The organism is Terrabacter sp. NPDC080008 (assembly GCF_040702505.1).
GTDB lineage: Bacteria > Actinomycetota > Actinomycetes > Actinomycetales > Dermatophilaceae > Terrabacter.
Genome location: NZ_JBFBLC010000001.1, coordinates 433,548 through 459,967 on the forward strand (window position 1 = coordinate 433,548; position 26,420 = coordinate 459,967).

Genomic DNA, 26,420 nt, shown 5'->3' on the forward strand with positions numbered 1-26,420 from the left:
GGCCCGAACGACCCCTCTCAGGGCAGCGGGCCCTTCGGGCCGGTGTCCTTCTGGTACTGCACGGCCTCCTCGATCAGCTCGTCGGTGTCGGACCCGCCCGACCCCGACACGGTCGAGGTGACCTTGTCCGTCGCGCTCCTGGCCGCACCGGCCACCTTGTCGGCGACCACCGGCGCCTGCTCGCGCACGAGCTGAGCACCCTGGTGCGCCTTCTCCTGGACGCGGGGGTCGTCCTTGAGCTGGCCGATCGTGCGCATGAACTGCTCGTAGGGTTGGCGGCCCGCCCGCGAGCCGAGCAGGAAGCCGACCGCGCCGGCGCCGAGGATGAGCATTCTCTTCATGAGGGCCTCCGTGGGTTCGTGCCGGCAGCCCTGGCTGGGCACCGACGATCTACCTCAGCCATACCCAGCAGACGCGCGAGGGCCCCCTTCCGGTTGGAAGGGGGCCCTCGCCTATGCCAGAGATCGACTCGGAGGTCAGCGCTCCTCGGTGCCGGCGATGAAGGCCTCGAGCTTGGCGCGGCCGAGGTCGTCGGGACGCTGCTCCGGCGGGGACTTCATCAGGTAGGACGAGGCGGACAGCAGGGCGCCGCCGATGCCGCGGTCCTTGGCGATCTTGGCCGCGCGGATGGCGTCGATGATGATGCCGGCCGAGTTGGGGGAGTCCCAGACCTCGAGCTTGTACTCGAGGTTCAGCGGCACGTCACCGAAGGCGCGACCCTCGAGGCGCACGTAGGCCCACTTGCGGTCGTCGAGCCAGGCGACGTAGTCGGACGGGCCGATGTGCACGTTCTTGCTGTCCACGAGACCGGACAGCGGGCCGGTGAGGTTGCTCGTGACGGCCTGCGTCTTGGAGACCTTCTTGGACTCGAGGCGCTCGCGCTCGAGCATGTTCTTGAAGTCCATGTTGCCGCCGACGTTGAGCTGGTACGTCCGGTCGAGCACGACACCGCGGTCCTCGAAGAGCTTGGCCATGACGCGGTGCGTGATCGTCGCGCCGACCTGGCTCTTGATGTCGTCACCGATGATCGGCACGCCGGCGGCCTCGAACTTCGCGGCCCACTCGGGGTCGGAGGCGATGAAGACGGGCAGGGCGTTGACGAAGGCGACCTTCGCGTCGATGGCGCACTGCGCGTAGAACTTGTCGGCCTGCTCGGAGCCCACCGGGAGGTAGGAGACGAGGACGTCGACCTTCTTGTCCTTGAGCACCTGCACGATGTCGACCGGCTCGGCGCCGGACTCGTCGATCGTCAGCTTGTAGTACTTGCCGAGGCCGTCGAGCGTGTGGCCGCGCATGACCTCGACACCCGTGGTGGGCACGTCGGCGATCTTGATGGTGTTGTTCTCGGAGGCGTTGATGGCCTCGGAGAGGTCCTTGCCGACCTTCTTGTCGTCGACGTCGAAGGCGGCGACGAACTCGACGTCACCGACGTGGTAGTCGCCGAACTTCACGTGCATGAGGCCGGGGACACCCGTGGTCGGGTCGGCGTCCTTGTAGTACTCGACACCCTGCACGAGCGAGCTCGCGCAGTTGCCGACGCCGACGATGGCGACGCGTACGGATCCCATGGATCACTCCTTGTTGTTGGTGGACGTGCTCTCGGTGGTCGTGCTGTTGGTCGTGCTCTGGGGGTGGTGCAGGTCGGTGGTGTCGTATGCCGCCGGGCCGGGGTCCAGGGCCGCGCGCCGTTCGGCCACGATGAGCTCCTCGAGCCAGCGGACCTCGCGCTCGGCGCGCTCCTCGCCGTGCTGCTGCAGGGCCAGCGTGTAGCTGTCGAGGCGCTCGCGGCGGGCCTGTGAGGCCTCGCGGATGTTGGCCAGGCGCTCCTCGAGGCGGGAGCGACGGCCCTCGAGGATGCGCAGCCGCACCTGCGCCTCGGTGCGCGAGAAGAAGGCGAAGCGGACGTCGAAGTCGTCGTCGTCCCAGGCGTCCGGGCCGCTCGCGGCGACGAGGTCCTGGAAGTGCTCCTTGCCCTCGGCGGTCAGCTCGTAGGTGATCCGCGGCCGCTTGCTGCCCGTGGTGCCGGCACTGGTGCGGGCGGGGCCGGCCGTCGCGCCGGGGGCGTCGGTCGTCTCGTGGATCCAGCCGGAGTCGACGAGGCTGCGCAGCGCGGGGTAGAGCGAGCCGTAGGACAGGGCCCGGAAGATGCCGAGGGCGGTGGTGAGCCGCTTGCGCAGCTCGTAGCCGTGGAGCGGACCGTCGTGGAGGAGGCCGAGGACCGCGAACTCGAGCAGCGCGGCGCGCCGGCTCTGCGGACGTTCGGACCTGGGCACGCTCGCCACTGTACACCCGGGATATATCGCTGCGATACATCAACGCGACGCATCGCCGTGATGTGGCCTCCGGCGGGCTCTTCGGACGCTGCGGGCGTCAGTGCTCGAGCCGATAGAGCGCCAGGAAGCCGGTGCCCTGGTCGGGCCGCTTGCCCACGGTCGTCACCGTCACGGTGTGGTCGGAGCCATCGGGGGCCGGGGCGGTGCCCCAGGAGCCGTAGGGCCTGACCTCGGCGCCGCTGGGTAGACCTGAGAGCCGGATGCCGGACTCGGCGGTCCCGGACCCGGGGAGATCGCCCCCGGCGGAGCCCCAGGTGAAGAGCGAGATGCCGGCCGGGACGCCGCTCGTGAGGTCGTGCCACGACGCGAGCGGCTCGGCCTGCAGGCCGATCAGCTCGTAGCGGTAGCCCTGGTGCTCGACCACGTCAGGCAGGGAGGCGACCGTCTTGCCGGATGGGTCCCGGACCGGCTGCTCACTGCCCAGCTCGTAGACCGCGCCCGACAGCTGGACGCCTTCCACGGTCGCCGGGCGCATGGTCTTCGCGTCGACGAGCCGCACTCGCAGGCGCGCTGCCTTGCCCACCGTCAGCGCATCCCAGCCCTGACCCGGCTCTCCGGGGATGCCGCCGCTCGGCAGGTCCCGTTCGCTCGGCCGCTCGCCGGAGCACTGCCTGCCGAACACCCCGTCCTTGCCGCCCTCGAGGCCGACGCTGACCATGTACTTGCTCGCCTCGTCCGGCGAGAGGCCCGGTAGGTAGCACGAAGCACCGAAGGAGACGTGCGTCGTCGTCGGCTCCCAGATGAGGGAGGCCTGCGCCTGTCCAGGATCGCCGATGAAGCCGACGGCGAGGGTGTCGTCGGCCACCTTGGCGCGGTAGCGGAGCCCGTCCTTGACGACATCGCCGGGTGCGTCGGGGACGGCGCGGTACGGCATGCCGTCGGCCCCGATCATCGGTGCGGCGCTCGCGGACGAGGTGGGCGGCCCGGCGGGCACCGCCGGCGCCGGACGGCCGGTCCCGGTGACCACCCCGGCAGCGACGGCTGCGACTGCCAAGGTCGCGGCGCACGCCGCAGCGGCACGTCGGCGCCTGGTCCGTCGCACCCGCCCGGCGACGCCGGCGCGGAAGTCGGGGGCGGCGCCGAGGTCGTCGGCGTGGCTGGTCAGCTCGTCGCGCAGGTCGGTGACGTTCATCGGGCACGCTCCTCGTCGCGTACGTCGTCTCGATCGCCGCGGTCGTCGGTCGGTCGCAGGGTGGGGTCGATGCGGAGCTTCGCGAGCGCCCGGCTCGCCTGGCTCTTCACGGTGCCGACCGAGCACTGCATGATCTCCGCGGTCTCGGCCTCGGAGAGGTCCTCGTAGAAGCGCAGCACGACGACGGCGCGTTGCCGCTTGGGCAGGCGCTCGAGCGCGCGCCACAGGTCGGTGCGCTCGTCCACGCGGGCGTTCTCGGCGCCGTGCAGGCGGTGGGCGTCGTGCCGTTCGGGAAGCTCGCCCGTCGGCTGCTCGCCGTTCCAGCGGCGCCGCCACCAGCTCGCATACGTGTTCACCATGATCCGGCGGACGTACGCCTCGGGCCGGCTCTCGATGCGTCCCCACGCGAACCACGCCTTGGTCAGCGAGGCCTGCACGAGGTCCTCGGCGAGGGCGCGGTCGTGCGTGAGCAGGTATGCCGTCCGCAGCAGTCGCGTGGACCCCGTCGTCACGAAGTCGTCGAAGGACTCCCGATCCACTGCCCGTCCCCCTGTCCGTTCCCCTGTGCGCGGCGCGGGCGAGGTGCTGCTCGCCCCGGGGCCGGTTCCCGTCACTGTGGTCACACCCTGCCTGACCGGCTGGCCCCGCGGAAAGGTTGCACGCCGGTCGAGGCGGTGTCCGCGAGCCTGTGGAGCCGTTGTGCCGGGTTTGTGAGGCTCGTTGCGGATTTCGGCACCGGGGCACGGGTCGCGTCATACTGAGGGGCGGCTCGGGACGGTTCCCGGGCCTCATCACCGAATGGAGCAGGTTGTGACGCAGAGCAGGCGCGACGTCCGCGCGGCCCAGCGGTCGGGCACCCGAAACGGGTCCCGCGGCGGCAAGGGCGGCGGCGGCCGAGGACGCACCGGCTGGAGGAAGTGGCTCGTCGGCACCCTCAAGTGGGGGTCGCTGGCGGCAGCCGTCCTCTTCGTGCTCGGCGTCGTCGGTGTCTTCATCGCCTACCAGCAGACGTCCATCCCGCAGCCGAACCAGCTGGCCAACAAGCAGGTCTCGATCGTCTACTACAGCGACGGCAAGACCGAGCTCGACCGCATCGCCGTGCAGGACGGCAACCGCGAGTCGGTGCCGCTGTCGAAGGTGCCGAAGTTCGTCCAGGACGCGCACATCGCGGCCGAGGACCGCACGTTCTACCAGAACAACGGCATCTCGATCGGCGGCATCCTGCGCGCCATCAAGACCAGCGTCACCGGTGAGGCGCAGGTCGGTGGCTCGACCATCACCCAGCAGTACGTCAAGAACTACTTCCTGAGCCAGGACCGCACCATCTCGCGCAAGGCACGCGAGATCCTCATCTCCGTCAAGATCGACGGACAGCTGCCCAAGAGCGAGATCCTCGAGAAGTACCTCAACACCATCTACTACGGCCGCGGCGCCTACGGCATCCAGAGCGCCGCCAAGGCCTACTTCGGCAAGGACGTCTCCAAGCTCACCCCCGGTGAGGGCGCGGTGCTCGCCGCCGTCATCAACGCGCCGTCGATGTACGACCCCGCCAACGGCGCGGCGGCCAAGGAGAACCTGACCCGGCGCTACGCATACGTCCTCGACGGCATGGTGCAGGAGGGCTGGCTGAGCTCCGCGGACCGCGCCAAGTACGACAAGCTGCCGAAGATCCTTCCCTACAAGGGCCCCAAGGTCTCGTCGGGACCGAACGGCTACATCACGGCCCAGGTCAAGCGTGAGCTGTTGACGACCGGCCTCTCGGACCGGGACATCGACAACGGCGGGCTGCGCATCGTCACGACCATCGACAAGAGGGCCCAGGACGCGGCGATCGCGGCCATGCAGGGCAACCTGCCGAAGAAGGTCACCGGCGGGCTGGTCGCCATCAAGCCCGGCGACGGGGCCGTCGTCGCGATGTACGGCGGCGCCGACTACTCCAAGGACCAGTACAACACCGCGACCCAGGCGATCATGCAGGGCGGCTCCAACTTCAAGCCCTTCGGCGTGCTCGCCGCCGTGCGCGACGGCATCTCCACGAAGACGAAGTTCGACGGCGACACGCCCCAGACCATCGCCGGTACGAAGATCAACAACTTCAACGACATCTCCTACGGCAAGGTCGACATGCGCCGGATGATCGGCCGGTCGATCAACACCGCCTTCGTCAACCTCAACAACACGATCACGCCGGCGCTGACCAAGCAGGCGGCCATCGACGCCGGCATCCCGGCCAACACCGCGGGCCTCGGGACCGACCTGACGAACATCCTCGGCACGGCCTCCCCCCACGTCATCGACATGGCCTCGGCCTACTCGACGATCGCCTCCCAGGGCGTCCGGTCCACCCCGTACCTCGTCAAGAAGATCACCTCGACCACGGGTGACTTCACCTACGAGGCCAAGCCGCAGACCAAGCGAGCCTTCGACAAGGACGTCACCGCGGACACCACCGACGCGATGACCTACACCGTCAAACCCGGCGGCACGGCGACCAAGATCGGCCGTGAGCTCGGGCGCCCCGCGGCCGGCAAGACCGGAACCTCCGAGGAGAACCGGTCCAAGTGGTTCTCCGGGTTCATCCCGCAGCTGGCCGTCTCAATCGGCACGTACAAGCCGTCGCCGGACGGCAAGACCAACCTGCAGCTGACCCCGGCCGAGTCCGAGCTCTACGACGGGTCGACCATCCCCGCGAACATCTGGCTCGACTTCATGAAGGTCGCCACGCAGGGCATGCAGGTGGAGAGCTTCCCGCCGCGGGCCGGCGTCGGCGACGACAAGATCCCCACGCCGACCCCGACGTTCACGCCCACGCCGACGCAGACGACCACGACGCAGGCGCCGACCACGACGACGACCACGACGCAGCCGCCGACGACCACGACGACCTCGACGCAGGCGCCCACGACGACGACGCAGCAGCCGACGAAGACACGCGGCACCGGCAAGCCGACTCCGTCGACCACGAGCCAGCAGCCGACCATCACCGTGCCGCTCCCGGGACGCAGCACGACCCAACCCGGCGGGTGACGGGATGACCGTGCGCGCGGGCGAGAGGGTGCGGTGACCCGGCGATGACCGGGAGGGTCGACGACCCGGTCGTGCGGGCGGCCTCCGAGGTGATCGGAGGCCCCCGGGGGCGGTATGTCGTCAGCCGTGAGCTCCCCTGGGTGCTCACCGCCGCCGTGCTCTCGGCCCTCACCGCCGTGACGGCCGGCCTGGCCGTGCTGCTGCGCGCCCCCTGCCTGCGCACCGGGTTCACCGGCGACACGCAGTTCTGGAGCGCGTGCTACGCCGACCTGCCCACCGCCTACCGCGACGCCAACCTCAAGGCCGGCGTGGCGGCATACCTCCAGGGCGGCGACGGCGCCCCCGTCACCGGCCAGCCGCCCCTGACCGGGCTGGTGCTGACCGCGGTCGCGAGCCTCACCCCGGATGGTGGCGACCTCAAGACCCGGGCAGCGTGGTACTTCGCGCTGTGGTCGGTGCTACTGACGCTGCTGCTCCTCGTGATCGTCTGGCTCGTCGCGTCGTCGGCCGCACGGCCCTTCTCCGCCGCTCACGTCGCCCTCTCCCCGGTGGTGGTGCTGGCCGGGTTCATCTCCGCCGACCTGCTCGGCGTGGCTCTGGCCAGTGCCGGCATGTGGGCGTGGTCGCGGCGGCACCGCACCCTCGCCGGTGTGCTGCTGGGACTGGCCATGGGAGCGCGGTCCTACCCGGTGCTCATCCTCCTGGCGATCGTGCTGCTCGCGCTGCGGGCCGGCCGGCTGCGCGAGACGGGTCGCACCGTCGGCTACGCGCTGCTGACGTTCGGCGCCCTGCTGTCGGCCCTGTGGCTGCTCAACCACGGCGCGGCGGTCTCGCCCTACACCGACTGGGCCTCGGCGTCCGCCGGCTACGGCTCGCCGTGGCTGCTCCCTCAGCTCGCCGGGCACCCGCTGCCTTCGGGCGCCGTGACGGCGCTCGCGGTCGTGGGCTGGCTGGTGGCCCTGCTCGTCGGGGCCGTCCTCGCCCTCGCGTCGGCGCGGCGTCCCACGCTGGCCGAGGTCTCGCTCGTCATGGTCGGACTCGTGCTCGTCACCGGCAAGTCGTTCACGGTGCAGAGCTCGGTGTGGCTGCTGCCGCTCATCGCCTGGTGCGCGATCCAGTGGCGCGACCACCTGATCTGGGCCGGAGCCGAGGCGCTCAACTTCGTCGCGGTGTGGCTGACGATCGCCGCCACGACCGTGCCCGACCGCGGGATGCCGGCGCCCTGGTACGCGTTCTTCTCGATGCTGCGCGTCGTCGCGGTGCTGTGGCTCGTGGCGGTCGTGTGGCTCCGGGCCCGCGAGCGGCGCGGTGCTGCTGACGGGCCCGAGATGGACGACCTCGCCGGTCCGCTCGCGGGTGCCGAGGACGCGCTTCTCGTCCGGTTCTCGTGAGCCGCGCGCCCGCAGGCGCCCCGATTTCTGCGTATGCCGTCCGTACGGATAGTCTTGCCCGGTTCACCGTGTGCCCGGTGGCCTGTGGATCTTCCCGACCGATGTCGGTGAGGTCTGCGAGGCTGGACCCGGCTGGAGAGAAGGCCGGGCCCCAAAGGCTCGCGGTGGGACGAATGCAACCCTCCTGTCACGAGAGAGACTCGTGACCGCCGAGACCAGAGGAGGTGGGTTAGAAGCATGCGTCAGTACGAACTCATGGTCATCCTCGACCCGGAGACCGAAGAGCGCACCGTCGGCACGACGATGGACAAGTTCCTCACCGTCGTGAAGAACGACGGCGGCAGCGTCGACAACGTCGACATCTGGGGCCGTCGCCGTCTCGCCTACGACATCAAGAAGAAGTCCGAGGGCATCTACGTCGTCGTCACGATGACGGCTGAGCCGGCCACGGCCCAGGAGCTCGACCGACAGCTGAACCTCAGCGAGTCGATCATGCGCACCAAGCTGCTGCGCCCCGGCGCCTGATCTCACCAGCCACCCGAACCGCTCGATCACCGGACAAGGACTGAACGGAGCCACGAATGGCAGGCGACACCGTCATCACGATCATCGGCAACCTGACCGCCGACCCCGAGCTGCGTTTCACGCCGTCCGGTGCCGCGGTCGCGAACTTCACCGTGGCCTCGACGCCGCGGCAGTTCGACCGCCAGAGCAATGAGTGGAAGGACGGCGAGACGCTGTTCATGCGCTGTTCCGTGTGGCGCGACGCGGCGGAGAACGTCGCCGAGTCCTGCCAGCGGGGCATGCGGGTGATCGTGTCCGGCCGCCTGAAGTCTCGGTCCTACGAGACGAAGGAAGGCGAGAAGCGCACCGTCGTGGAGATGGACGTCGACGAGATCGGCCCGTCCCTGCGCAGTGCCACCGCGAAGGTCAACAAGACCCAGCGCGGTGGTGGCGGTGGCGGCTTCGGCGGCGGCCAGGGTGGCCAGGGCGGCGGCTGGAGCGGTGGCTCCGGTGGCGGTCAGGCCGAGGACCCCTGGGCGACCGGTGGTTCCGCCGGCGGCGGCAACCAGGGTGGCCAGGGCGGCGGCAACCAGGGCGGCTGGGGACAGCCCTCGGGTGGCCAGCCGGCCGGCGGCCAGCAGGGTGGTGGCTGGGGCTCTGCTCCCAGCTACGACGAGCCGCCGTTCTGATCGTCTCCTGACCCGGCGGGCCCTCTGGTGGGCTCACCCGAGCAGGTCAGCACCTCGTCCGGTGACGCAACCGGACGGCATACCCAAGAAGTTCGTTTCCATCCCGGGGCGCGAAACCCCGGGCTCTCATCAAGAAGGAGAGCACCACGATGGCAAAGCCCGTTGTGCGCAAGCCCAAGAAGAAGGCCAACCCGCTGAAGGCGGCGAAGGTCGAGAACATCGACTACAAGGACACTGCGCTGCTGCGCAAGTTCATCTCCGACCGCGGCAAGATCCGCGCGCGTCGGGTGACCGGTGTGTCCGTCCAGGAGCAGCGTCTCATCGCCACGGCCGTCAAGAACGCCCGTGAGATGGCCCTGCTGCCCTACTCGAGCTCGGCTCGCTGAGCCCGGTTCGGGAACGAGGAGAACACCATGAAGCTCATTCTCACGCACGAGGTCAGCGGTCTCGGTGAGGCCGGCGACATCATCGAGGTCAAGGACGGCTACGGCCGCAACTTCCTGCTGCCGCGTGGTCTCGCGACCCCGTGGACCAAGGGCGGCCAGAAGCAGGTCGACGCCCTGACCAAGGGCCGCGAGGTCCGCGCGATCAAGGACCTCGACACGGCCAAGGGCGTCAAGGGCCAGCTCGAGGCGACGTCGGTGCAGGTCCCGGCCAAGTCCGGCCAGTCCGGCCGCCTCTTCGGCGCCGTCAGCAACGGTGACATCGCCGCGGCCGTGAAGGCTGCCGGTGGCCCCGAGCTCGACAAGCGCAAGATCGAGGTCAAGCAGGCCATCAAGACGCTCGGCTCCTACGAGGCGACCGTCCGTCTGCACCCCGAGGTCGCGGCGACCCTGAAGTTCGAGGTCGTCTCCGCCTGAGCGAGCTGCTCAGCCTCACGCACGGCCGAAGGGCCGGGACCCGCACCGCGGTTCCCGGCCCTTCGCCATGTCCCGGGCCGCTTCGACGCGGCCCGCGTGCCCAACCCCTCCCCTCCAACGTCGAGTGGGCACTTTGCGTCACTTGTCCACACACCCACAACGTCGAGTGGGCACTTTGCTGCAGTTGTCCACAGCCCCCAGGTCGTCAGCCTCGACCGGTGACGGTGACCCGCACGTTGAAGAGGTCCCAGGTGCAGTCCCCGGCTGCGTCGCAGACCTCGAGAGTCGCCAGCGCCGTCGCCGAACCACGGGAGAGGTTCTCCCGAGGACCCGTGGTCGTCCACCGGTGCGTCACGCCGTCGCAGACGACGGAGGTCCCTGCCGTGTTGCCCACGGTGCTGCGGGTCGCCAGCTCGGTGTAGATCGAAGCGCTGCCGGCGCCGGTGCACGAGTAGGTGCCCGTCAGCGTCACGGTGTCGACGTTCAGAACCGCCTTCCGGTCGATGGTGACCGTGCCACCGGTGGGCGCGCCGCCCGCGTGCGCGGGTGCGGCGGCCAGGGCGGACAGCGAGAGCGCGGCGGCGGTCAGGACTGCGGTGGTCAGGCTGCGCGAGATGTTCATGATGGGTCCCCTTGTCTGGTGGGCCCGGTGGTCGAGCCCTGCCACCAGGACGACGGGCCGGGCCAATCGGTTGTCACGCCACCCGATCGGCTTCTCATCCCGCCAGGTCGGCTTTTCAGCCCCCGCCGGCTCCTCAGCCCGGTCGGTCGGCCCCAGCGGCCGCCGCCCTCGTGCACCACGCCGCGTCGAGTGGGCACTTTGCGTCACTCATCCACACCCCCTTCGTGAGCGACGTCGTCGTGCACAGGCGCCGACGGGCTCGCTGCACCTACAGCCGTATGCCGTCACCGTGGAGACACACCACAGCGCAGCAGGAGGGCGGCACGCATGGACGACGTCAGAGTCGAGCAATGGCTGGACCAGGAGGACCGACGGGTCATCCAGAACATCAGGACGCACGGGTGCTCCCTCCAATACGTCTTCCCGAATGAGGCAGGCGAAGTCCCGACCCCGTTCTGCTACACGATCGGCCTCTTCGGGCTCGGCCATCCCGAGCTGCTCGTGTTCGGGCTCGACTTCTCCAGCGCAGCAGGTCTGCTCAATCACCTGCACGAACTGGTGGCCCAGGGGCGCGATCTCGTGCCGGGTGAGGTGCTGGCCTTCGACGGACATGACGAGACGTATCTGGTCGAGGAGGTGCCGAACCCTGGCGAGATCCTCTTCGCCGCGAACCGCCACTACGTCCGCCCGTCCGAGTTCTCGGTGCCAGCCCTGCAGCTGACGTGGTCGGTGAACGGCGCCTTCCCGTGGGACGAGGGCTACCCCTATCAGCCGAAGAGCCAGCCGCGACCGGGTGACTTCTCGGCCGTCGTCGACCGGACGGATCATGACGGGCCTTGCGGCTGCTGCTGAGCCGCCACTGGTCCGAGTGGCCGGGGTGGCCGTGCCCGCACGCCCCTTCCTGAGGCGTCACGCGCTCGCCGAGGATGTCCCCGAACGCGTGCTGGACTCGCCGTTGCTCACGCGCCCGACCCGAGGCGTGCGTTCGGTGACCGCGCCGCTCTCGCTGGCCGAGCGAGCGGCCGCCGTCGTGCCGGCCCTTCCGTCGGATGCAGCCTTCTCGCACGTGACAGCCGCAGCGTTGCACGGCCTGCCACTCTCCTACGCGCTCGAGAGTGACGGGCGCCTCCACGTGTCGGGCCCTCTCGACACCCGCCGTATGCGTCGTCCGGGTGTCGTCGCGCACCGGTGCCTTCACCCACGCAGCCGCGACAGCGTCGACGGTCTGCCGGTCGTGGGCCTGGCCGACACCTGGGTCGACCTGGGTGAGCTCGTCGGACGAGGCAAGCCCGCCGGGCTCGACGATCTCATCGTGGTCGGCGACGCCATAGCGACCCGTCTGCGCGCCGTCGCTCCGCTACGCGACGCCCTCATGACGCGGGTCCGACCACGAGGAAAGGTGACCCTGCTCGAGGCGCTGCTGGAGATCCGGGTCGGGTCCGCCTCTCCCCGAGAGACATTGGCGCGCCTGATGCTGGTTCGATGTGGGCTGCCCGAGCCCCAGCTGAACCACCCGGTGCTCGACGAGATGGGCATCCTGCTCGGCTACGCCGACCTGCTCTGGACCGAGCAGCTGGTGGCGGGGGAGTACCAGGGCGAGGAGTTCCATGACGGCGACGAGGAGCGGGCGCGAGACGGGCGTCGCAGGACCCGCTTCGAGCGGCACGCCGGAGTGCGCGTCGAGGAGATCTGGAAGGCTGACATGGCCACGCGGTCGGACCGAGAGGCATGTGTGCTGCGATTTGCCGAGGCGCTGGGCATCCAGCCGTCCGAGCTTGACCTGAGCAAGGCCGAGCCGCGGTTCTTCTCGACCTACGCCATGGACGTCGCCGAGCAGCGTGCGATGCGCCGTAACGCCCCTGGATGCTTCTGAGCATTCGCGGGCGCGGGCGTCGCAAAGTGCCCACTCGACTTGATGGGTGTCGGAAAGTGCCCACTCGACTTGGGGGCGTCGGAAAGTGCCCACTCGTCTTGGAGGGGTGGCAGTGCGTGGCAAAGTGCCCACTCGACTTGTCAGGTGGAGTCGCGGACGACCAAGTGGGTGTCGAGGGTGGTGACTCGGGGCGGGGAGCCGCCGGCGAGCAGCCGCAGGAGCGTGTCGGCCATGGCGACGCCCATCTCCTGCGACGGCTGGGCCACGGTCGTGAGGCCGACCTTGCCGCGGGTCGCGTACTTGCTGTTGTCGAAGCCGACGACCGCGACGTCCTCCGGGACGCGCAGCCCCCGCTCCTCGAGGGCGAGCAGCGCACCGCTGGCCATCAGGTCGCTCGCCACGAAGATCGCGTCGAGGTCCGGGTAGGTGTCCACGAGCGTCAGCGCGGCCCGGATGCCGCCGGCCTCGGTGAAGTCGCCGTGCGCCACCCGGTGGTCCGGCATCCCAGCGGCGTGCAGCGCGTCGTGCCAGCCCTGCTCGCGGTCGACAGATGCCGGCATGTCCGTGGGCCCGGTGATCGTGGCGATGGCCGTGCGGCCGCGCTCGATGAGGTGCTGCGTCGCCGTCACCGCGCCGAGCCGGTTGTCGACGTCGATGTAGTAGTCGCCGTCCTGGGCGATCTCGCCGATCGGTCGACCACCGAAGACGACCGGCAGCGACTTGGCCAGCGAGGCCAGGAAGTGGTCGCCCGAGTGGTGCGACACGACGATGGCTCCGTCGACGTTGCCGCCGAGCAGGTAGCGGCGGGTCTTCTCCGACGGCGAGCTCGGGTGCGTCAGCTGCAGGTTGAGCACGTAGTCGCTGTCGTCGAGCCGGTCGCTGATGCCCTGCACGACGTCGGCGAAGTAGGGGTCGCCGAAGAAGCGGTGCGCGTCCTCGGGCACGACCAGCGCAATCGACATCGTTGCCCGCGCGACGAGCGACCGCGCCGCCCGGTTGGGCACGTAGTTGAGCTCGGCGATCGCCTTCTCGACGACCGCGAGCACGTCGGGGCTCACGCGCGGCGAGCCGTTGATGACGCGCGAGACCGTGGCCCGGGACACGCCGGCCACCCGGGCGACCTCCTCGAGGGTCGGTCGCCCGACGGGGGTGGCCAGCGTCCCGTCGCTCATGCCTGCAATTGTGCCGCTGGATCGGCCCCGTCGCGGTCCGGCCCCGCCGACGACGAGGAAGCCCCGGCCGCCTGCAGGTCCCACGGGACGGGCAGCCGGCGTGTGGCGATGACCCGCGCGTAGTCGAGGGCGCTCGCCTTGGGTGTGCGCTCCTGGGTGTCGTAGTCGACCCGGACGAGCCCGAAGCGCTTCGCGTAGCCCCACGCCCACTCGAAGTTGTCCATCAGCGACCAGTAGAAGTAGCCACGCACCGGCACCCCCGCCTCGATGGCGTCGAGGACCGCCCCGAGGTGCGCGCGGACGTATGCCGTCCGGTGGCGGTCGTCGACGAACCCGCGGTCGTCGGGCACGTCGTCGAAGGCGGCGCCGTTCTCGGTCACGTGCAGGGCGACCCCGGCCGGGCCCGCATACTCCTCGTGCAGCCGGACGAGGAGCCGGGTCAGGCCCTCGGGCTGGACGGGCCAGCCCATCGACGTCGTCGGCAGCCCGCTCGGATGGGTGTGCACGCCGTCGGCCGCCGGGAAGGGCGAGCGGGTGGGGCGAGCGGTCGCCGGCACCGAGTCCGGCACCGAGTCGGCCACGCTGGTCGCGACGGCCGGTCGGGCGCTGACCGTCGAGCCGTTGTAGTAGTTGACGCCGAGCACGTCGATCGGGGTCGAGATGACGTCGAGGTCACCGTCCAGGATGTGGTCCTCGAGTCCCAGGTGGCGGACGTCCTCGAGCACGTCCGCCGGGTAGGCACCGCGGAAGATCGGGTCGAGGAAGATCCGGTTCATCTGCCCGTCGATGCGGCGGGCGGCATCACGGTCACCGGCGTCCTGGGGATCGACCGGGTCGGCGACGGTGAAGTTGAGCGTGAGCCCGAGCTCGAGCGAGGCGTCGCGCGCTCGCAGCTCCTGCACGGTCCGGCCGTGTGCGAGCAGCAGGTGGTGCGCGGCGGCGAGGCCGTCGGCGGGTGAGGAGCCTCCGGGGGCGTGCTCGCCCCCCGTGTAGCCGAGGAACGCGGAGCACCACGGCTCGTTGAGGGTCGTCCACGTGCTCACGCGGTCGCCGAGCCGGTCGTGGACGGCCAGCGCGTACTCGACGAAGCGGTCGACGGTCGACCGGGACGTCCAGCCACCCAGGTCCTCGAGCGCCTGCGGCAGGTCCCAGTGGTAGAGCGTCAGCCACGGCGCGATGTCGGCCTCGAGAAGCGAGTCGACGAGCCGCTCGTAGAAGTCGAGGCCCTTGGCGTTGACCGGCCCGCCATCCGGGCACACGCGGTCCCAGGAGGTCGAGAAGCGGTAGGACTGCATCCCGAGCGAACGCATCAGCTCAACGTCAGCGGCATACCGGTGGTAGTGGTCGCACGCGACGTCGCCGGTGTCGCCGGCGACGACGGCGCCCGGCGTGTGCGCGAAGGTGTCCCAGATGGAGTCGGTGCGCCCGTCCTCGTGCCGGGCCCCCTCGATCTGGTAGGCGGCCGTCGCAACACCGAGGACGAAGTCTTGCGGCAGCGAACGCGTCTGCGCCACAACGAGGTCGGGTCCCGAGACGGTGGAGGGGGAGTGGGTGCGCGTCTGGGCGGTCATCCCTTGACTGCTCCTTGCATGATGCCGGAGACGAGCTGCTTCCCGGCGAAGACGAACAGGACGATGAGGGGCAGCGCCATGAGCACGACCCCGTTGAGCACGAGCGAGTAGTCGACGAAGTAGGCGGCCTGAAGCTGCTGCAGGGCGACGGGCAGCGTCGGGTTGCCGGGGTCGAGGATGATGAACGGCCAGAAGAAGTTGGTCCACGTCGCGATGAAGGTGAACAGGCCCAGCATCGCCGCACCCGGGCGGGCGGCGGGCAGCGCGACGGACCAGAAGGTTCGCAGCGTCGAGGCGCCGTCGACGCGGGCCGCCTCGATGAGCTCGTCGGGCAGCGCCTCGGAGAGGTACTGCGTCATCCAGAAGACGCCGAAGGCGCTGACCGCGCTGGGCAGGATGACCGCCCACAGGCTGCCGATCCAGCCGAGCTTGCTCATCACGATGAAGAGCGGCACGATCCCGAGCTGCGTCGGCACCGCCATCGTCGCGATGACGAAGACGAGGAGGCCATTGCGCCCGCGGAAGCGCAGCTTGGCGAACGCGAAGCCGGCCATCGCCGAGAAGAGCACGACGAGCAGCGACACGGTCGTGCTGACGAGGAGGCTGTTGCCGAGGGCCTTCCAGAACGGGATCGTCGTGACGACGGTGCTCGCGTTCTGCAGGAAGTGCCCGCCCGGGATGAACGAGTACGGGTCCTGGACGATCGCGGCGGAGTCCTTGCTGCCGATGACGAACGACCACCAGAGCGGGAACGCCGAGGCGAGCAGGACCACCACGAGGACGACGTATGCCGTCCGGCTGGCCTGGGTGCGGCGCACGAGTCGCGCGCCGCGTCGGGTGCTGCGCCCGCTGCGGACGACAGGGGCGGGGGTCAGGGTCGGGGCGGTCATCGCGATCCCTTCGAGGCGATGCGGCGGGTGACGAGGAAGTTGACGACCGCGAAGAGCACGACGATGAGGAAGAGCATCCACGCGACGGCGGCGGCCCGGCCGAAGTTCTTCTGCGTCCAGCCGAGCTGGTAGAGGTAGAGCGTCAGGGTCTGCCACTGCCGGTCGGCGCCGCCGAGGCCGTACTGGTCGTACATCCGGGGCTCGTCGAAGATCTGCAGCCCGCCGATGGTCGAGGTGATGACGACGAAGATGATCGTCGCGCGCAGCTGCGGGACGGTGATCGAGAAGAAGGTGCGGATGCGTCCGGCGCCGTCGATCATCGCCGCCTCGTAGTAGTCGCGCGGGATGGCCTGCATCGCGGCGAGGAAGATCAGGGCGTTGTAGCCGGTCCACCGGAAGTTGACCATCGTGGCGATCGCGACGTGGCTCGGGATGACCTCCTTGTGCCACTGGATCGGGTCGATGCCGACGAGGCCGAGCAGGTGGTTGACCAGGCCGAACTTGTCGCCGAACAGGTCGCTGAAGATCAGGGCGACGGCGACCGGGGCCACGACGTAGGGCAGCAGGACGCCCATCCGCCAGAAGGTCCGGGCCCGCAGCCCGCTGTCGAGGGCGGCCGCGATGAGCAGCGCCGCGATGACCTGCGGCACGCTCGAGAGCAGGAAGATGCTGAGCGTGTTCTTCAGCGCGTTCCAGAAGTAGGGCTGGGCCAGCACGTCGGTGTAGTTCTTGAGCCCGACGAAGCTGCCCTGGCCGCCGATGAGGCTCCACTTGTGCAGCGAGACCCACGCCGTGTAGAGCAGCGGGAAGAGCCCGACGATCCCGAAGAGGATGAAGAACGGGGAGATGTACGCGTAGGGTGCGCCCTTCTCGTCGAGCCGGGTGAGGCGTCGGCGCCACGCCGCCCGTGGCGGCAGGGGCGAGCGGTCCGTGAAGGGGGACGCCGCGGCGGGGGAGGTGGCCCGTCGATCGCCGGCGGACGGCATACCCGGTCTCGAAGGGTCGGGGCCCGCGGGCTGCGCGGGAGGGGGTGCGGGGGACTGGACGGTCACGGCAGGTTCCGCTCGTCGGGCGGGGGCCCGGTGCCGGTGGGGGTCACCGGGCCACCCGCGGTTCGGTCAGGTCAGCCGAGGGCCTTGACGTCGCTGACCCACTTGTCCCAGGACTCCTGCGGGGAGGTGCCCTGCTCGACGCGGGTCAGCGCCTGCTGCATCGCGTCGTTGATGGCGAAGTAGTGGGCGCCCTTGTACGGCGAGACCGTCACGGCCTTGGCCCGGTCGGCGAAGATCTGGCCGGTCGGCGCGTTGTTGAACGAGGCGACCTTGAAGGAGAGCAGGTCCTGGCTCTCCAGGGCGGCCTTCTGGCTCGGGAAGGCGCCGACCTTCTGGAAGGCCTTGACCTGCTGCTCCGGAGCGGTCAGCCACGCGGCGAGCTCACGCGCCTCCTTCGGGTGCTGGCTCTGCTTGGGCACGGTCAGGTAGCTGCCGCCCCAGTTGCCGCCGCCGCCGGGGAAGGTGTTGGCGACGTCCCAGCCCTTGACGCCCTTGGCGTTGCCCTCGATGACGCCGACCATCCAGCCGGGGCAGAGCATGGTGGCGAAGCCGTCCTTCTGGAAGGACGCGGTCCAGTCGTCGCCCCACTGCTGCAGCTTGGCGGAGAGGCCGTCGGTGATGCCGGCCTGGATGACCTGGTCGTAGACCTTCTTGACCTGGGCGTTGTCGGTGGCGGTGATGCTGTCGTCGCTGGGGTTCTCGTAGGCGGCCGGGATCTGGTTGACCATGCCCTGGTAGGTCGCGCCGATGCTGTCGAAGAACGGGACCTTGGACTTGGCCTTGAACTGCTTGCCGGCCTCGAAGTAGCTCTCCCAGGTGTTGCCGAAGAGCTTGGCGACGGACTCGCGGTCGCTCGGCAGGCCCGCCTTCTTGAACAGGTCGCCGCGGTAGCAGATGGCCTCGGGGCCGGAGTCGGTGCCGTAGCCGATGAGGTGGCCGTCGGAGTCGGTGGCCGCCTTGGCCTTCCAGTCGAGCCAGCGGCCCTGGACGTCGGGGGAGTTCAGGTCGGTGAACTTGTCGGAGTACTGCAGCATCTCCGGGAGCCAGTCGACCTCGACGGCCTCGACGTCGGCCATGCCGCTGCCGGCCGAGAGTCGGGTGAAGAAGTTGTCGCGGGCCTCGTTGGAGGTGGCGGCCTTCTTGTGCTTGACCTTGATGTTGGGGTGGGTCTTCTCGAACTCGGGGATGAGGTCCTCGTAGCCGAACTGGTTGAACGTCGCGAGCGTGAGGGTGACCGGGCCGCCTCCCGCGGCACCAGTCCCGCCGGCCGCGGTGGAGGTGCCGTCGGTGCCGCCGCCGGAGCTGCAGGCCGAGAGGGCCAGCAGCGAGACGGCGGAGACGGCGACGGTGGACAGGACGAGCTGGCGCGGGCGTCTGCGAGGTGCCCCGGTGCGGCTGAAACGGGATGTCATGGAGAGCTCCTTCGGTCTCATCCCCAGTGTGGGTGTGGGAGCGCTCTCCGTGCGGGAACCGCGACCGTGAGAGCGCTCTCACGAGGAGAATGGGGGGCGGCGTGAACCGCGGTCAAGGGCCGTTACCATTCCGTGACCTATCGGCAGGGCAGGTGTGGAGCGCTAGCGTGGTGGGGGCAGGCACCGCCGGCGAACGGAGCGTCCATGGCCCCCGAGACTCCCTACGACCTCGTCGCCATCGGGAGGGTCGGCGTCGACCTCTACCCGTTGCAGCAGGGCGTCACTCTCGACGAGGTGCGCACCTTCGAGAAGTTCCTCGGCGGCAGCGCCGCCAACGTCACGATCGCAGCAGCGCGCCACGGCCGGCGTGCGGCGCTCGTCAGCGCCACCGCCGACGACGCCTTCGGCCGCTTCGTGCGCCGAGAGCTGCTGCAGCTCGGCGTCGACGACGCCTTCCTGCAGACGATCCGCGACGGGCCCCCCACGCCCGTCACGTTCGTGGAGATGTTCCCGCCCGATCGGTTCCCGCGCTGGTTCTACCGCTACCCGACCGCGCCGGACCTGCTCATCACCCCGGATTCGCTTCCGCTGCAGGCGATTCGCGAGGCACGCGCCTGCTGGACCACCGTGACCGGGCTCAGCCGTGAGCCGAGTCGTGCGGCCCACGTCGCCGCGCGCGAGGAGCGTGGTCGCGCGCCACTGACGGTGCTCGACCTGGGCTACCTGCCGGCCTTCTGGCTCGATGCTGACCACCCTGCCGAGGCGGCCCGCGCCGAGTACCGCAGCCAGGCCCGGGAGGCGCTGCGACATGCCACCGTCGCCGTCGGCAACCTCGAGGAGTGCGAGCTCGTCACCGGCGAGTCCGACCCGCACCGGGCGGCGCGTGCCCTGCTCTCCTCGGGCGTCGAGCTGGCCGTGGTCACGCAGGGCTCGCGGGGCGTCCTGGCCCTCACTCAGGCGGAGCAGGTCGTGGTGGGGGCTTTCCCGGTGACAGTCGTCAACGGCCTCGGCGCCGGGGACGCGTTCGACGGCGCGCTCGTGCACGGGCTGCTGGCCGGGTGGGACCTCGACCGCACCCTCCACTTCGCGACCGTCGCTGGCGCGCTCGTGGCCAGCCGGCTCGAGTGCTCCACGGCGATGCCGACGGAGCGGGAAGTCCAGGCCCGGCTCACGGACGTCGAGGTGGCCGAAGGGGCGCTCTGACGACCCTGCGCTGACGACCCTGCGTCGTGGCTGCCGCTGCCCCGGAAACGAGAAAAACCCGCTCCTGCTGGTCACGTCGCCGAACTCGACCAGCAGGAGCGGGTGCCCTTTGACCCGGTGACCGACAGGGGAGGAGATCACCGAGTCGCACAGGAGCAACTCACGAGAACGACTATGACCGCGCAACCTTAAAGAACGCTGGGAAACCCGTAGCAGTTGACCCAGACCTCGTCCGGGAGCGTGGAGCAGCCCGACCGGAGGGGTTTGGCACCGACGCGGGAAAGGGGTCGATGGGGTATGGCCAATCCCGAGCAGGCGCCCGCCCGGGCGTGCCGGCGAGCGACGGACGGAGGACCGAGTGCAGACCTTCGTGCCCTACGCCGACTTCGCCGAGACCGCGCGGGTGCTCGACACCAAGCGCCTGGGCAAGCAGCGGGTCGAGGTCATCCAGATCGTGCGCGCCCTCACGGTTCCGGGCTACGCCTGGGCCTCGCACCCGGCCGTCCTCATGTGGAAGGGCTACGAGGAGGCGCTGGGCAGCTACGGGCTGGCGATGTGCGCTGAGTGGCTCCAGCGAGGCTTTGGCGACACGTGCGCCGCGACGATCGCGACCGACCTGGCCGCGGTCGGGGTGGACGGTCTGCGGAGCTACGCCGAGCTGGCCGAGGCGGGCGACCTGCCGCCGTGGCTCTTCGACGAGTCTGTGCAGCTGAGCCATCGCTCCTCGCTGGTGCGCAAGGACCCGGCTCACTACGCCGCCGCGTTCCCGGAGGCGCCGCCGGACCTGCCGTACGTCTGGCCGGTGCGCTCGGAGGCCGTGCTCGAGCGCGAGCGGCGCCGGGAAGAGGCCGCCGTCCGTCGTGCGGAGGCCGCAGCCCGACGCATCGCACGCGAGCGCGAGGCCAGCAGGCGCCGGCGCAGCCGGGCCGCGAAGAAGGCGTGGGAGGCGCGTCGGCAGGCGGCGGCGACGGCCACCTCGCAGGGCGAGGACCACCCGTAGCGAGCAGTTCCTGGCGGGCGCCCGCAGCGGGCAGCCTCAGCGGGCGCCGACGACCATCCAGTCGTCGCGCCGCGCGCGCCAGCCGAGTCCGACGCCGCGGACCACCATGAAGACGGTGAAGGCCAGCCACAGCACCACGACGTCGCGGCTGGGTGAGTCGGTCGGGCCGGCTGCGCGGACCGCGAGGATCACCGGCAGGTAGGCCACGAGCGTGATGACCATCCCCCAGGCCAGCCACCGCCCGTCACCCGCGCCGATGAGGACGCCGTCGAGGACGAAGACGTAGCCGGCGACCGCCTGCCCGAGCCCGACGACGACGAGCGCGGCGCCGAGCGCCTGCTGGACCTGCGGGTCGGGCGTGAAGAGCGGCGGCAGGAGCTGGTGCAGGGCCACCACGACGAGTCCGAGCGCCAGCCCGCCCCAGACGCCCCAGCGGACCATGGTTCCCATGGCGACGCGTACGCCCTCCCGGTCGCCCGCGCCGAGCGCGCGCCCGGTGATCGCCTGGCCCGCGATGGCCAGGGCATCGAGCGCGAAGGCGAGGAAGGACCAGATCGTCATGGCGACCTGGTGGGCCGCGAGCGGCACGTCGCCGAGCGACGCGGCGACCCACGTCGTCACGAGCATCGTCGCGCGCAGGGCGAGCGTGCGCACGAGCAGGGGTATGCCGGTGCGTGCGGCCGCGAGCACGCGCGCCGGGTGCGGACGCAGGCGGGCGTGGCGGGCCCGCGCCTTGACGAGCAGCACCGTGACGAGCGCGATCGCCATCCCGGTCTGGGCGAGCACGGTGCCCCACGCGGATCCCGCGATACCCCAGTGCAACCCGTAGACGAGGAAGAGGTTGAGCGCGATGTTGGCGCCGAAGCCGACGACGGAGGCGACCAGGGGAGTTGTCGTGTCCTGCAGGCCGCGGAGCACCCCGGTGACGGCCAGGATCACGAGCATGGCCGGTATGCCGAGCGCGGAGATGCGCAGGTAGGTGGTGGCCTGGTCGATGACCTCCGGCGACGCCCCGAACACCGCGCTGATCGGCCGCGCCCAGACGGCGACGACGGCCGCCGACACGGCCCCGAGGGCGAGCGCCAGCCAGAGGCCGTCGATACCCGCGCCGACCGCTGCCCGCTCGTCACCGGCGCCGAGGTGGCGGGCCACCACGCTCGTCGTGCCGTAGGCGAGGAAGACGAACACGCCTGCGGCTGTGACGAGTGCGGCGCTCGCGATCCCGAGCCCGGCCAGCTCGGCGGTGCCGAGGTGGCCGATGATCGCCGAGTCGGCGAGCAGGAAGAGCGGCTCCGCAATGAGCGCAAGGAAGGCCGGGACGGCGAGCCGGACGATCTCCCGGCGGTGGCTCACCAGCCGGGGCGCGACCGAGCTCATGCCGGCGCCCCCAGGTGCTTGAGCGCCTCGCGTCGCGAGAGGCCGGACAGGTCGGGGTGCGCCGCGACGAACCGGCCCACCCACTCCGGGTCGGTGCGGGCGTGGTCGCGCAGCGCCCAGCCGATCGCCTTGCGGCTGAAGAAGTCCGGGTCGGCGATGTTCGGCTCGATGACGTCGGTGAGGAGCGCCTGGTCGACGCGCTCTCCGGCGCCGACCTGGCTGAGGATCGCAGCCCGCCGCACCCACAGCGAGTCCGCGGCCGCCCACTCCCGGAGGCGCAGACGCTCGGTGTCGGGATGCGTGAGGAGGGTGTCGCGCACGAGGTGCGTGGCGATGTCGTCGACGACGTCCCACCAGGCACCAGTCCGAATCAGTCTCTCCCACAAAGGCATCGCGTCGCTGTCGACCCACGTGCGGTAGGCGCGGTGCCGCGCGAGGGCGATGGCGGCATACCACTCCTCCCGGTGCGTCGCGCCGTCCCACAGCTCGCGGATGGTCGCCTCCCACTGGGCCCGCGAGCCCATCGCGAGGGCGGGGTCTCGCAGCAGCGGGCGCAGCACCGCGGTGAGCTGCGGCGAGGTCAGGCCGAAGTACGGCATCGCCGACTTCATGTAGCGCTGCTGCCCGGCGGCCCGCTCGGGATTCGCGTGGGCGACGAGCTCGGCCCGCACCCGCGACGCGAAGTCGGGGTGCGGGCCGCTCGTCATGCGCCAACCGTAGTCGGCGCCACCGACGCGGTGGTCAGCCGTCGAGAACCGTGACGTCGAGAGCCGGGTCGGCGAGGAGGGGGCCGATCTCCTGCTCGTCGATGCCCAGCTCGGGCAACGGGTCGACGTCGACGGCGCTCGATCCGTTGGGGTCGGTGAGGAACGCGTCGTCGACCCGGAAGACGTCGACCGCGACCCAGGCCCCCTTGGTGTTCTGGCGCCAGTACTCCGGGGCCCTCGCGCCCGGATCGGCGAAGGTCACCTTGGTCACGGCGACGCCACCGAGCCGGACGCTTCGGCACGAGGGCACGCCCCACGACTCGCCCGGTGTGGCGGCGCACTGCGGACCGGTGTCGCGCATGATGCGAACCGTCACCCCGGTCGTCGCCCGGTGGTCGGCGGCGACCCACGGGACGGTCGTGCCGGCGGACGTGGTGCCGAGCCGGTCGAAGCCGGACGAGTGCTCGTAGTGCTTCTCCTTGCCGGGGTAGTGCCTCTCCTGCGGGTCGAGGTGCCGGGCGACGGCCGCTGCGATCGCCGGGGGACCCGCCGGAGCAGCGGCCTTGGCCGTCGCGGTGGCCGAGTCGGGCAGGGTGGTCATGGACGACGTCGGCGTCGCCGTGGCGGCGTTCGGAGCCGTCGACCCCGACGAGGCCGGAGCAGCGGGTGCACTCGGGCCGAAGTGGAGTGCCTGGGTGCCCAGCAGCGCAGCCCCCACGAGGACCGCCGCGCCGGCGGCCGACCCAACCCCCGTGGTCGCGCGGTGACGCCGTAGGCTCCGACGCCCGCGCCGCAGGTCCTCGGCCAGGGGCGTTGCCGGGAGCCCGGCGCCGTCCGCCAGGTCGCGCAGCGCGCGCTCGAGGTCGTGGTCAGGTGGGCCCGTCATCGTGCTCGTCATCACCGTCATCCTTTCCCTGCGGTCGTCGTGGGTTCGAGAGCGCGCCGCAGGTTCGCGATGGCCTCGGAGGTCTGGCTCTTGACCGTGCCGGGGGCGATCCCCAGCGTGTCGGCGGTCTCGTTGACGGACAGCCCCCAGTAGTGGCGCAGCACGACCACCGCTCGCTGCCCCGGCGCCAGGGCGCGCAGGGCGGACCCCAGGTCGTCGAGGTCCTCGTAGGGCAGGTCCGCCGTGCCGGCCCGGTCGAGCTGCTCGTCGGGGGCTGACTGCTCGCGGCGGCGGAAGGGTCGACGCACCTCGTCGAGGTGGGTGTTGACGAGGATCCGCCGCGCGTACGCGTCGACGGCGCCCTCCTCCCGCAGCCGGTGCCATGAGACGTAGAGCTTGGTCAGGGTCTGCTGCACGAGGTCCTCGGCGAGGTGCGGGTCCCCGCAGACGAGCCACGCGGTGCGGTAGAGGTGGTTGCGCCGGCGCACGACGTAGTCGCTGAACTCCGCTTCGCGTCGTGCCCTCGCGCGCATCGTGCTGCCCCGTCCCCTGGTCTGCGTGGATCGTCGCCGAAGCGTCCGTCACTGTCCAGACGGAGAGGGGGCCGGATCGGTTGGGTGACGACCCAGGAGATGGGTGGATCAGGGCTTGCGGGCGCGACCGAGGTAGACGTAGACGAACGGACACATGACGGCGGCGGTCGACGCGTACTCCCGCTCGACCGTCTCGAGGACAAGCCCGGACTCCTCGACGAGGCGGTCGATCGGACGGGTCAGGTGGCAGCCGTCGAAGGCCCTCATCTGGAAGGGTTCGAGCCGTCGCTGCCAGCGTCGCACCCCCTCGTCGGGCGCCAGGCCGTGCTCGAGGAAGTGCAGCCGACCGCCCGGCCGCAGCACGCGCCGCGCCTCGGCCAGCGCCTGCGGCAGGTCGGGGATGGTGCAGAGGGTCAGGGTCGACAGGACGGCGTCGGCGCTCTCGTCCGGGAGGCTGAGGGCCTGGCCGTCGAGGTCGCCGCGCACGATCGGGATGGGGCTGCGCGCGCGGCGGTCGGCGCCGAGGTCCCACGCGACGTCGGACGGCTCCACGGCGATGATGCGGGTGACCTCGCCCGGGTAGAGGCCGACGTTCAGCCCGCTGCCGAAGCCGAGCTCGACCACCTCGCCGCGCAGCCCCTCGCACGCCCGCTCGCGCAGGGCGCGGACCCTCTCGCTCTCGCCGGCGGCGACGAGCCGGGGCGTGACCTGCTCGGCCCAGAGCCCCACGGGTGTCGGTCCCCCGGGCTCAGGCCGGGGTGCCGAAGCGGACGGCGTTGCGCTCGCGCGCCTTCTGGCGCTCGACCTCGCGGTCCTTGGGCGGTGCGCTCGTCGTCAGGTGCTCGAGCAGGTGCGCGGTGGCGTGGGCGATGGCCTCGACCGCCTCGTCGAACGCAGCCTGGTTGGCCTGGCTCGGCCGGGTGCTGCCGCTGACCTTGCGGACGTACTGCAGCGCGGCGGCCCGGACCTCGTCGCTCGTCGCCGGCGGCTCGAAGTTGTGGAGCTGACGGATGTTGCGGCACATGGTCCGACTGTAGGCCGCCGCAGGCTCGGAGGGCTGCGTGAGCGGGCGGGAATGTGGACCGGTTGCCCGTTCTCGGGACGCGGTGGTGCCGTATGCGGACGGCTGCGTCCCGGCGGTGCGTGCGGTGAGAGGGTGGGCGCCATGGAGGTCCTCGTCCTGCCCACGCCCGCCGACGTCGCCCGCCGCGCCGCCGAGGTGGTGCTCGAGGGGCTGGCCGCCGCTGGCCGGGCACGTCCGGAGGCGGGGCCGGTGCTGGGCCTCGCGACCGGGTCGTCGCCGCTCGGGCTCTACGCCGAGCTCGCGGCTGCCGTCCGGTCCGGACGTCTGGACCTCTCCCGCGCCACCGGGTTCGCGCTCGACGAGTACGTCGGTCTGCCGGTCGGGCACCCGCAGAGCTACCGCGAGGTGCTGCTGCGCGAGGTGTGTCGCCCGCTGGGACTGGCGCCCGAGCGGCTGCACGTGCCGGACGGCTCGGGCCGCACCGAGGCGGAGCTGGTCGCCGCCGCGGCCGACTACGACCGCCGGATCCGCGCGGCCGGCGGGGTCGACGTGCAGATCCTCGGGGTCGGCGCCAACGGGCACCTCGGCTTCAACGAGCCGGGCTCCTCGCTGTCGTCGCGGACGCGGGTCAAGCGCCTGTCGGACCGCACCCGCCTGGACAACGCCCGGTTCTTCGACCGGCTCGACGACGTGCCGACGCACTGCGTCACCCAGGGCCTGGGCACCGTCCTGGAGGCGCGGCGCCTCGTACTCGTCGCCTCGGGGCCGGCGAAGGCCAGCGCGGTCGCGGCGGCGCTGGAGGGCCCGCTGTCGGCCTCGTGCCCCGCCTCGGTGCTGCAGTGGCACGCCGATGCGACCGCCGTGCTCGACGAGGAGGCCGCGGCGCAGCTGCGCAACCGGGACTACTACGACGCGTCGGCCGCCGGCCTCTGAGAGGCCGGCACACGGCATACAGGCTCGGTGGGCATTTCGGACACCGCTGTGGACGACGCACAGGGGCAGGGAACTTCTCCTCCACACCCGGTGGACGCGTGTCTGCGCAGGTCAGCGCGCTCCGGCCGGTGTGACCGGCGGCACATTTACACACTGTCCACACACCTTGTCCACACCTGTTGACGGCGTGTCGTGGGTCGTCGTCCACCGGTTGTCCACAGGCAGTGGA

At 70.9% G+C, this 26,420-nt stretch carries 28 protein-coding genes; 11 read left to right on the plus strand and 17 right to left on the minus strand.

From position 1 onward, the window contains the following. Nucleotides 1-17: 17 nt before the first annotated feature. From AB0316_RS02005 to AB0316_RS02025, 5 genes are all read right to left on the minus strand, one after another. Nucleotides 18-341: a YtxH domain-containing protein gene (locus tag AB0316_RS02005; protein WP_366270012.1), complete on the minus strand. Its 324-nt coding sequence runs from the start codon at nt 339-341 to the stop codon at nt 18-20. Between the two features lie 135 nt (nt 342-476). Then, nucleotides 477-1,568 carry an inositol-3-phosphate synthase gene (locus AB0316_RS02010; protein WP_366270014.1) on the minus strand — a complete coding sequence of 364 codons (1,092 nt, stop codon included), beginning with the start codon at nt 1,566-1,568 and terminating at the stop codon, nt 477-479. Nucleotides 1,569-1,571: 3 nt separating this feature from the next. After that, nucleotides 1,572-2,273, minus strand: coding sequence for a PadR family transcriptional regulator (locus AB0316_RS02015; protein ID WP_366270016.1), 702 nt, complete (start codon nt 2,271-2,273; stop codon nt 1,572-1,574). Between the two features lie 97 nt (nt 2,274-2,370). After that, entirely contained in the window at nt 2,371-3,465 is a 1,095-nt protein-coding gene (locus AB0316_RS02020) for a hypothetical protein (protein ID WP_366270017.1), read from the minus strand. Further along, the gene (locus AB0316_RS02025) at nt 3,462-4,004 is read right to left on the minus strand and encodes a SigE family RNA polymerase sigma factor (RefSeq protein ID WP_366270019.1); all 543 of its coding nucleotides are present in this window, start codon (nt 4,002-4,004) and stop codon (nt 3,462-3,464) included. The genes AB0316_RS02020 and AB0316_RS02025 overlap by 4 nt, the downstream gene beginning before the upstream one ends. Before the next feature lie 271 nt (nt 4,005-4,275). Between AB0316_RS02025 and AB0316_RS02030 the strand changes: the two genes are divergently transcribed. From AB0316_RS02030 to rplI, 6 genes are all read left to right on the plus strand, one after another. Next, nucleotides 4,276-6,492: a transglycosylase domain-containing protein gene (locus AB0316_RS02030; protein ID WP_366270021.1), complete on the plus strand. Its 2,217-nt coding sequence runs from the start codon at nt 4,276-4,278 to the stop codon at nt 6,490-6,492. 44 nt (nt 6,493-6,536) lie between these two features. Then, nucleotides 6,537-7,883: a hypothetical protein gene (locus AB0316_RS02035; protein WP_366270023.1), complete on the plus strand. Its 1,347-nt coding sequence runs from the start codon at nt 6,537-6,539 to the stop codon at nt 7,881-7,883. Nucleotides 7,884-8,120: 237 nt separating this feature from the next. Beyond that, complete coding sequence (rpsF, locus tag AB0316_RS02040; RefSeq protein WP_343995213.1) at nt 8,121-8,408, plus strand: 30S ribosomal protein S6; 288 nt, start codon at nt 8,121-8,123, stop codon at nt 8,406-8,408. 56 nt (nt 8,409-8,464) lie between these two features. Continuing rightward, nucleotides 8,465-9,076 carry a single-stranded DNA-binding protein gene (locus tag AB0316_RS02045; protein ID WP_366270024.1) on the plus strand — a complete coding sequence of 204 codons (612 nt, stop codon included), beginning with the start codon at nt 8,465-8,467 and terminating at the stop codon, nt 9,074-9,076. Nucleotides 9,077-9,225: 149 nt separating this feature from the next. Continuing rightward, nucleotides 9,226-9,462 carry a 30S ribosomal protein S18 gene (gene rpsR, locus AB0316_RS02050; protein ID WP_013494395.1) on the plus strand — a complete coding sequence of 79 codons (237 nt, stop codon included), beginning with the start codon at nt 9,226-9,228 and terminating at the stop codon, nt 9,460-9,462. A gap of 27 nt (nt 9,463-9,489) precedes the next feature. Beyond that, nucleotides 9,490-9,936, plus strand: a complete 447-nt coding sequence (gene rplI, locus AB0316_RS02055) for a 50S ribosomal protein L9 (RefSeq protein WP_366270027.1) — start codon at nt 9,490-9,492, stop codon at nt 9,934-9,936. A gap of 205 nt (nt 9,937-10,141) precedes the next feature. Here the strand turns inward: rplI and AB0316_RS02060 are convergent, their stop codons facing one another. Further along, nucleotides 10,142-10,558 (minus strand): DUF6299 family protein, encoded by a 417-nt coding sequence (locus tag AB0316_RS02060; protein WP_366270028.1) that lies wholly within the window; start codon nt 10,556-10,558, stop codon nt 10,142-10,144. A gap of 327 nt (nt 10,559-10,885) precedes the next feature. Between AB0316_RS02060 and AB0316_RS02065 the strand changes: the two genes are divergently transcribed. Together AB0316_RS02065 and AB0316_RS02070 are read left to right on the plus strand one after the other, a co-directional pair. Further along, nucleotides 10,886-11,410 (plus strand): DUF4262 domain-containing protein, encoded by a 525-nt coding sequence (locus tag AB0316_RS02065; protein WP_366270030.1) that lies wholly within the window; start codon nt 10,886-10,888, stop codon nt 11,408-11,410. A gap of 136 nt (nt 11,411-11,546) precedes the next feature. Then, complete coding sequence (locus AB0316_RS02070; protein ID WP_366270032.1) at nt 11,547-12,431, plus strand: hypothetical protein; 885 nt, start codon at nt 11,547-11,549, stop codon at nt 12,429-12,431. Nucleotides 12,432-12,571: 140 nt separating this feature from the next. On the opposite strand, the gene AB0316_RS02075 is transcribed toward AB0316_RS02070, so the two are convergent. The 5 genes from AB0316_RS02075 to AB0316_RS02095 form a co-directional block, all read right to left on the minus strand. Further along, nucleotides 12,572-13,603, minus strand: coding sequence for a LacI family DNA-binding transcriptional regulator (locus AB0316_RS02075; RefSeq protein ID WP_366270033.1), 1,032 nt, complete (start codon nt 13,601-13,603; stop codon nt 12,572-12,574). After that, nucleotides 13,600-15,174 carry a family 1 glycosylhydrolase gene (locus AB0316_RS02080; protein WP_366270034.1) on the minus strand — a complete coding sequence of 525 codons (1,575 nt, stop codon included), beginning with the start codon at nt 15,172-15,174 and terminating at the stop codon, nt 13,600-13,602. The genes AB0316_RS02075 and AB0316_RS02080 overlap by 4 nt, the downstream gene beginning before the upstream one ends. Continuing rightward, a complete protein-coding gene (locus AB0316_RS02085; protein ID WP_366270036.1) occupies nt 15,171-16,064 on the minus strand; it encodes a carbohydrate ABC transporter permease in 894 nt (297 codons plus the stop codon). The genes AB0316_RS02080 and AB0316_RS02085 overlap by 4 nt, the downstream gene beginning before the upstream one ends. Beyond that, a complete protein-coding gene (locus tag AB0316_RS02090) occupies nt 16,061-17,050 on the minus strand; it encodes a sugar ABC transporter permease (protein ID WP_366270038.1) in 990 nt (329 codons plus the stop codon). The genes AB0316_RS02085 and AB0316_RS02090 overlap by 4 nt, the downstream gene beginning before the upstream one ends. A 137-nt stretch (nt 17,051-17,187) precedes the next feature. Further along, nucleotides 17,188-18,528 (minus strand): extracellular solute-binding protein, encoded by a 1,341-nt coding sequence (locus tag AB0316_RS02095; RefSeq protein WP_366270039.1) that lies wholly within the window; start codon nt 18,526-18,528, stop codon nt 17,188-17,190. A gap of 204 nt (nt 18,529-18,732) precedes the next feature. Between AB0316_RS02095 and iolC the strand changes: the two genes are divergently transcribed. Further along, entirely contained in the window at nt 18,733-19,731 is a 999-nt protein-coding gene (iolC, locus tag AB0316_RS02100; RefSeq protein WP_366270041.1) for a 5-dehydro-2-deoxygluconokinase, read from the plus strand. A gap of 358 nt (nt 19,732-20,089) precedes the next feature. Further along, nucleotides 20,090-20,731, plus strand: a complete 642-nt coding sequence (locus AB0316_RS02105) for an MSMEG_6728 family protein (RefSeq protein WP_366270043.1) — start codon at nt 20,090-20,092, stop codon at nt 20,729-20,731. Nucleotides 20,732-20,767: 36 nt separating this feature from the next. Here the strand turns inward: AB0316_RS02105 and AB0316_RS02110 are convergent, their stop codons facing one another. The 6 genes from AB0316_RS02110 to AB0316_RS02135 form a co-directional block, all read right to left on the minus strand. After that, a complete protein-coding gene (locus AB0316_RS02110; RefSeq protein WP_366270045.1) occupies nt 20,768-22,108 on the minus strand; it encodes an MATE family efflux transporter in 1,341 nt (446 codons plus the stop codon). Beyond that, nucleotides 22,105-22,815: a DNA alkylation repair protein gene (locus AB0316_RS02115; RefSeq protein WP_366270046.1), complete on the minus strand. Its 711-nt coding sequence runs from the start codon at nt 22,813-22,815 to the stop codon at nt 22,105-22,107. The genes AB0316_RS02110 and AB0316_RS02115 overlap by 4 nt, the downstream gene beginning before the upstream one ends. Before the next feature lie 34 nt (nt 22,816-22,849). Further along, nucleotides 22,850-23,713 carry a hypothetical protein gene (locus AB0316_RS02120; protein WP_366270047.1) on the minus strand — a complete coding sequence of 288 codons (864 nt, stop codon included), beginning with the start codon at nt 23,711-23,713 and terminating at the stop codon, nt 22,850-22,852. Between the two features lie 5 nt (nt 23,714-23,718). Continuing rightward, the gene (locus tag AB0316_RS02125) at nt 23,719-24,234 is read right to left on the minus strand and encodes a SigE family RNA polymerase sigma factor (RefSeq protein ID WP_366270049.1); all 516 of its coding nucleotides are present in this window, start codon (nt 24,232-24,234) and stop codon (nt 23,719-23,721) included. A 108-nt stretch (nt 24,235-24,342) separates the two neighbouring features. Next, a complete protein-coding gene (locus tag AB0316_RS02130) occupies nt 24,343-24,963 on the minus strand; it encodes a class I SAM-dependent methyltransferase (protein WP_366270050.1) in 621 nt (206 codons plus the stop codon). A 19-nt stretch (nt 24,964-24,982) separates the two neighbouring features. Continuing rightward, the gene (locus AB0316_RS02135; RefSeq protein WP_366270052.1) at nt 24,983-25,258 is read right to left on the minus strand and encodes a DUF2277 domain-containing protein; all 276 of its coding nucleotides are present in this window, start codon (nt 25,256-25,258) and stop codon (nt 24,983-24,985) included. A 141-nt stretch (nt 25,259-25,399) separates the two neighbouring features. Here AB0316_RS02135 and AB0316_RS02140 point away from each other — a divergent pair, with 141 nt between their 5' ends. Beyond that, nucleotides 25,400-26,191 carry a glucosamine-6-phosphate deaminase gene (locus AB0316_RS02140; RefSeq protein ID WP_366270054.1) on the plus strand — a complete coding sequence of 264 codons (792 nt, stop codon included), beginning with the start codon at nt 25,400-25,402 and terminating at the stop codon, nt 26,189-26,191. Nucleotides 26,192-26,420: the final 229 nt, after the last annotated feature.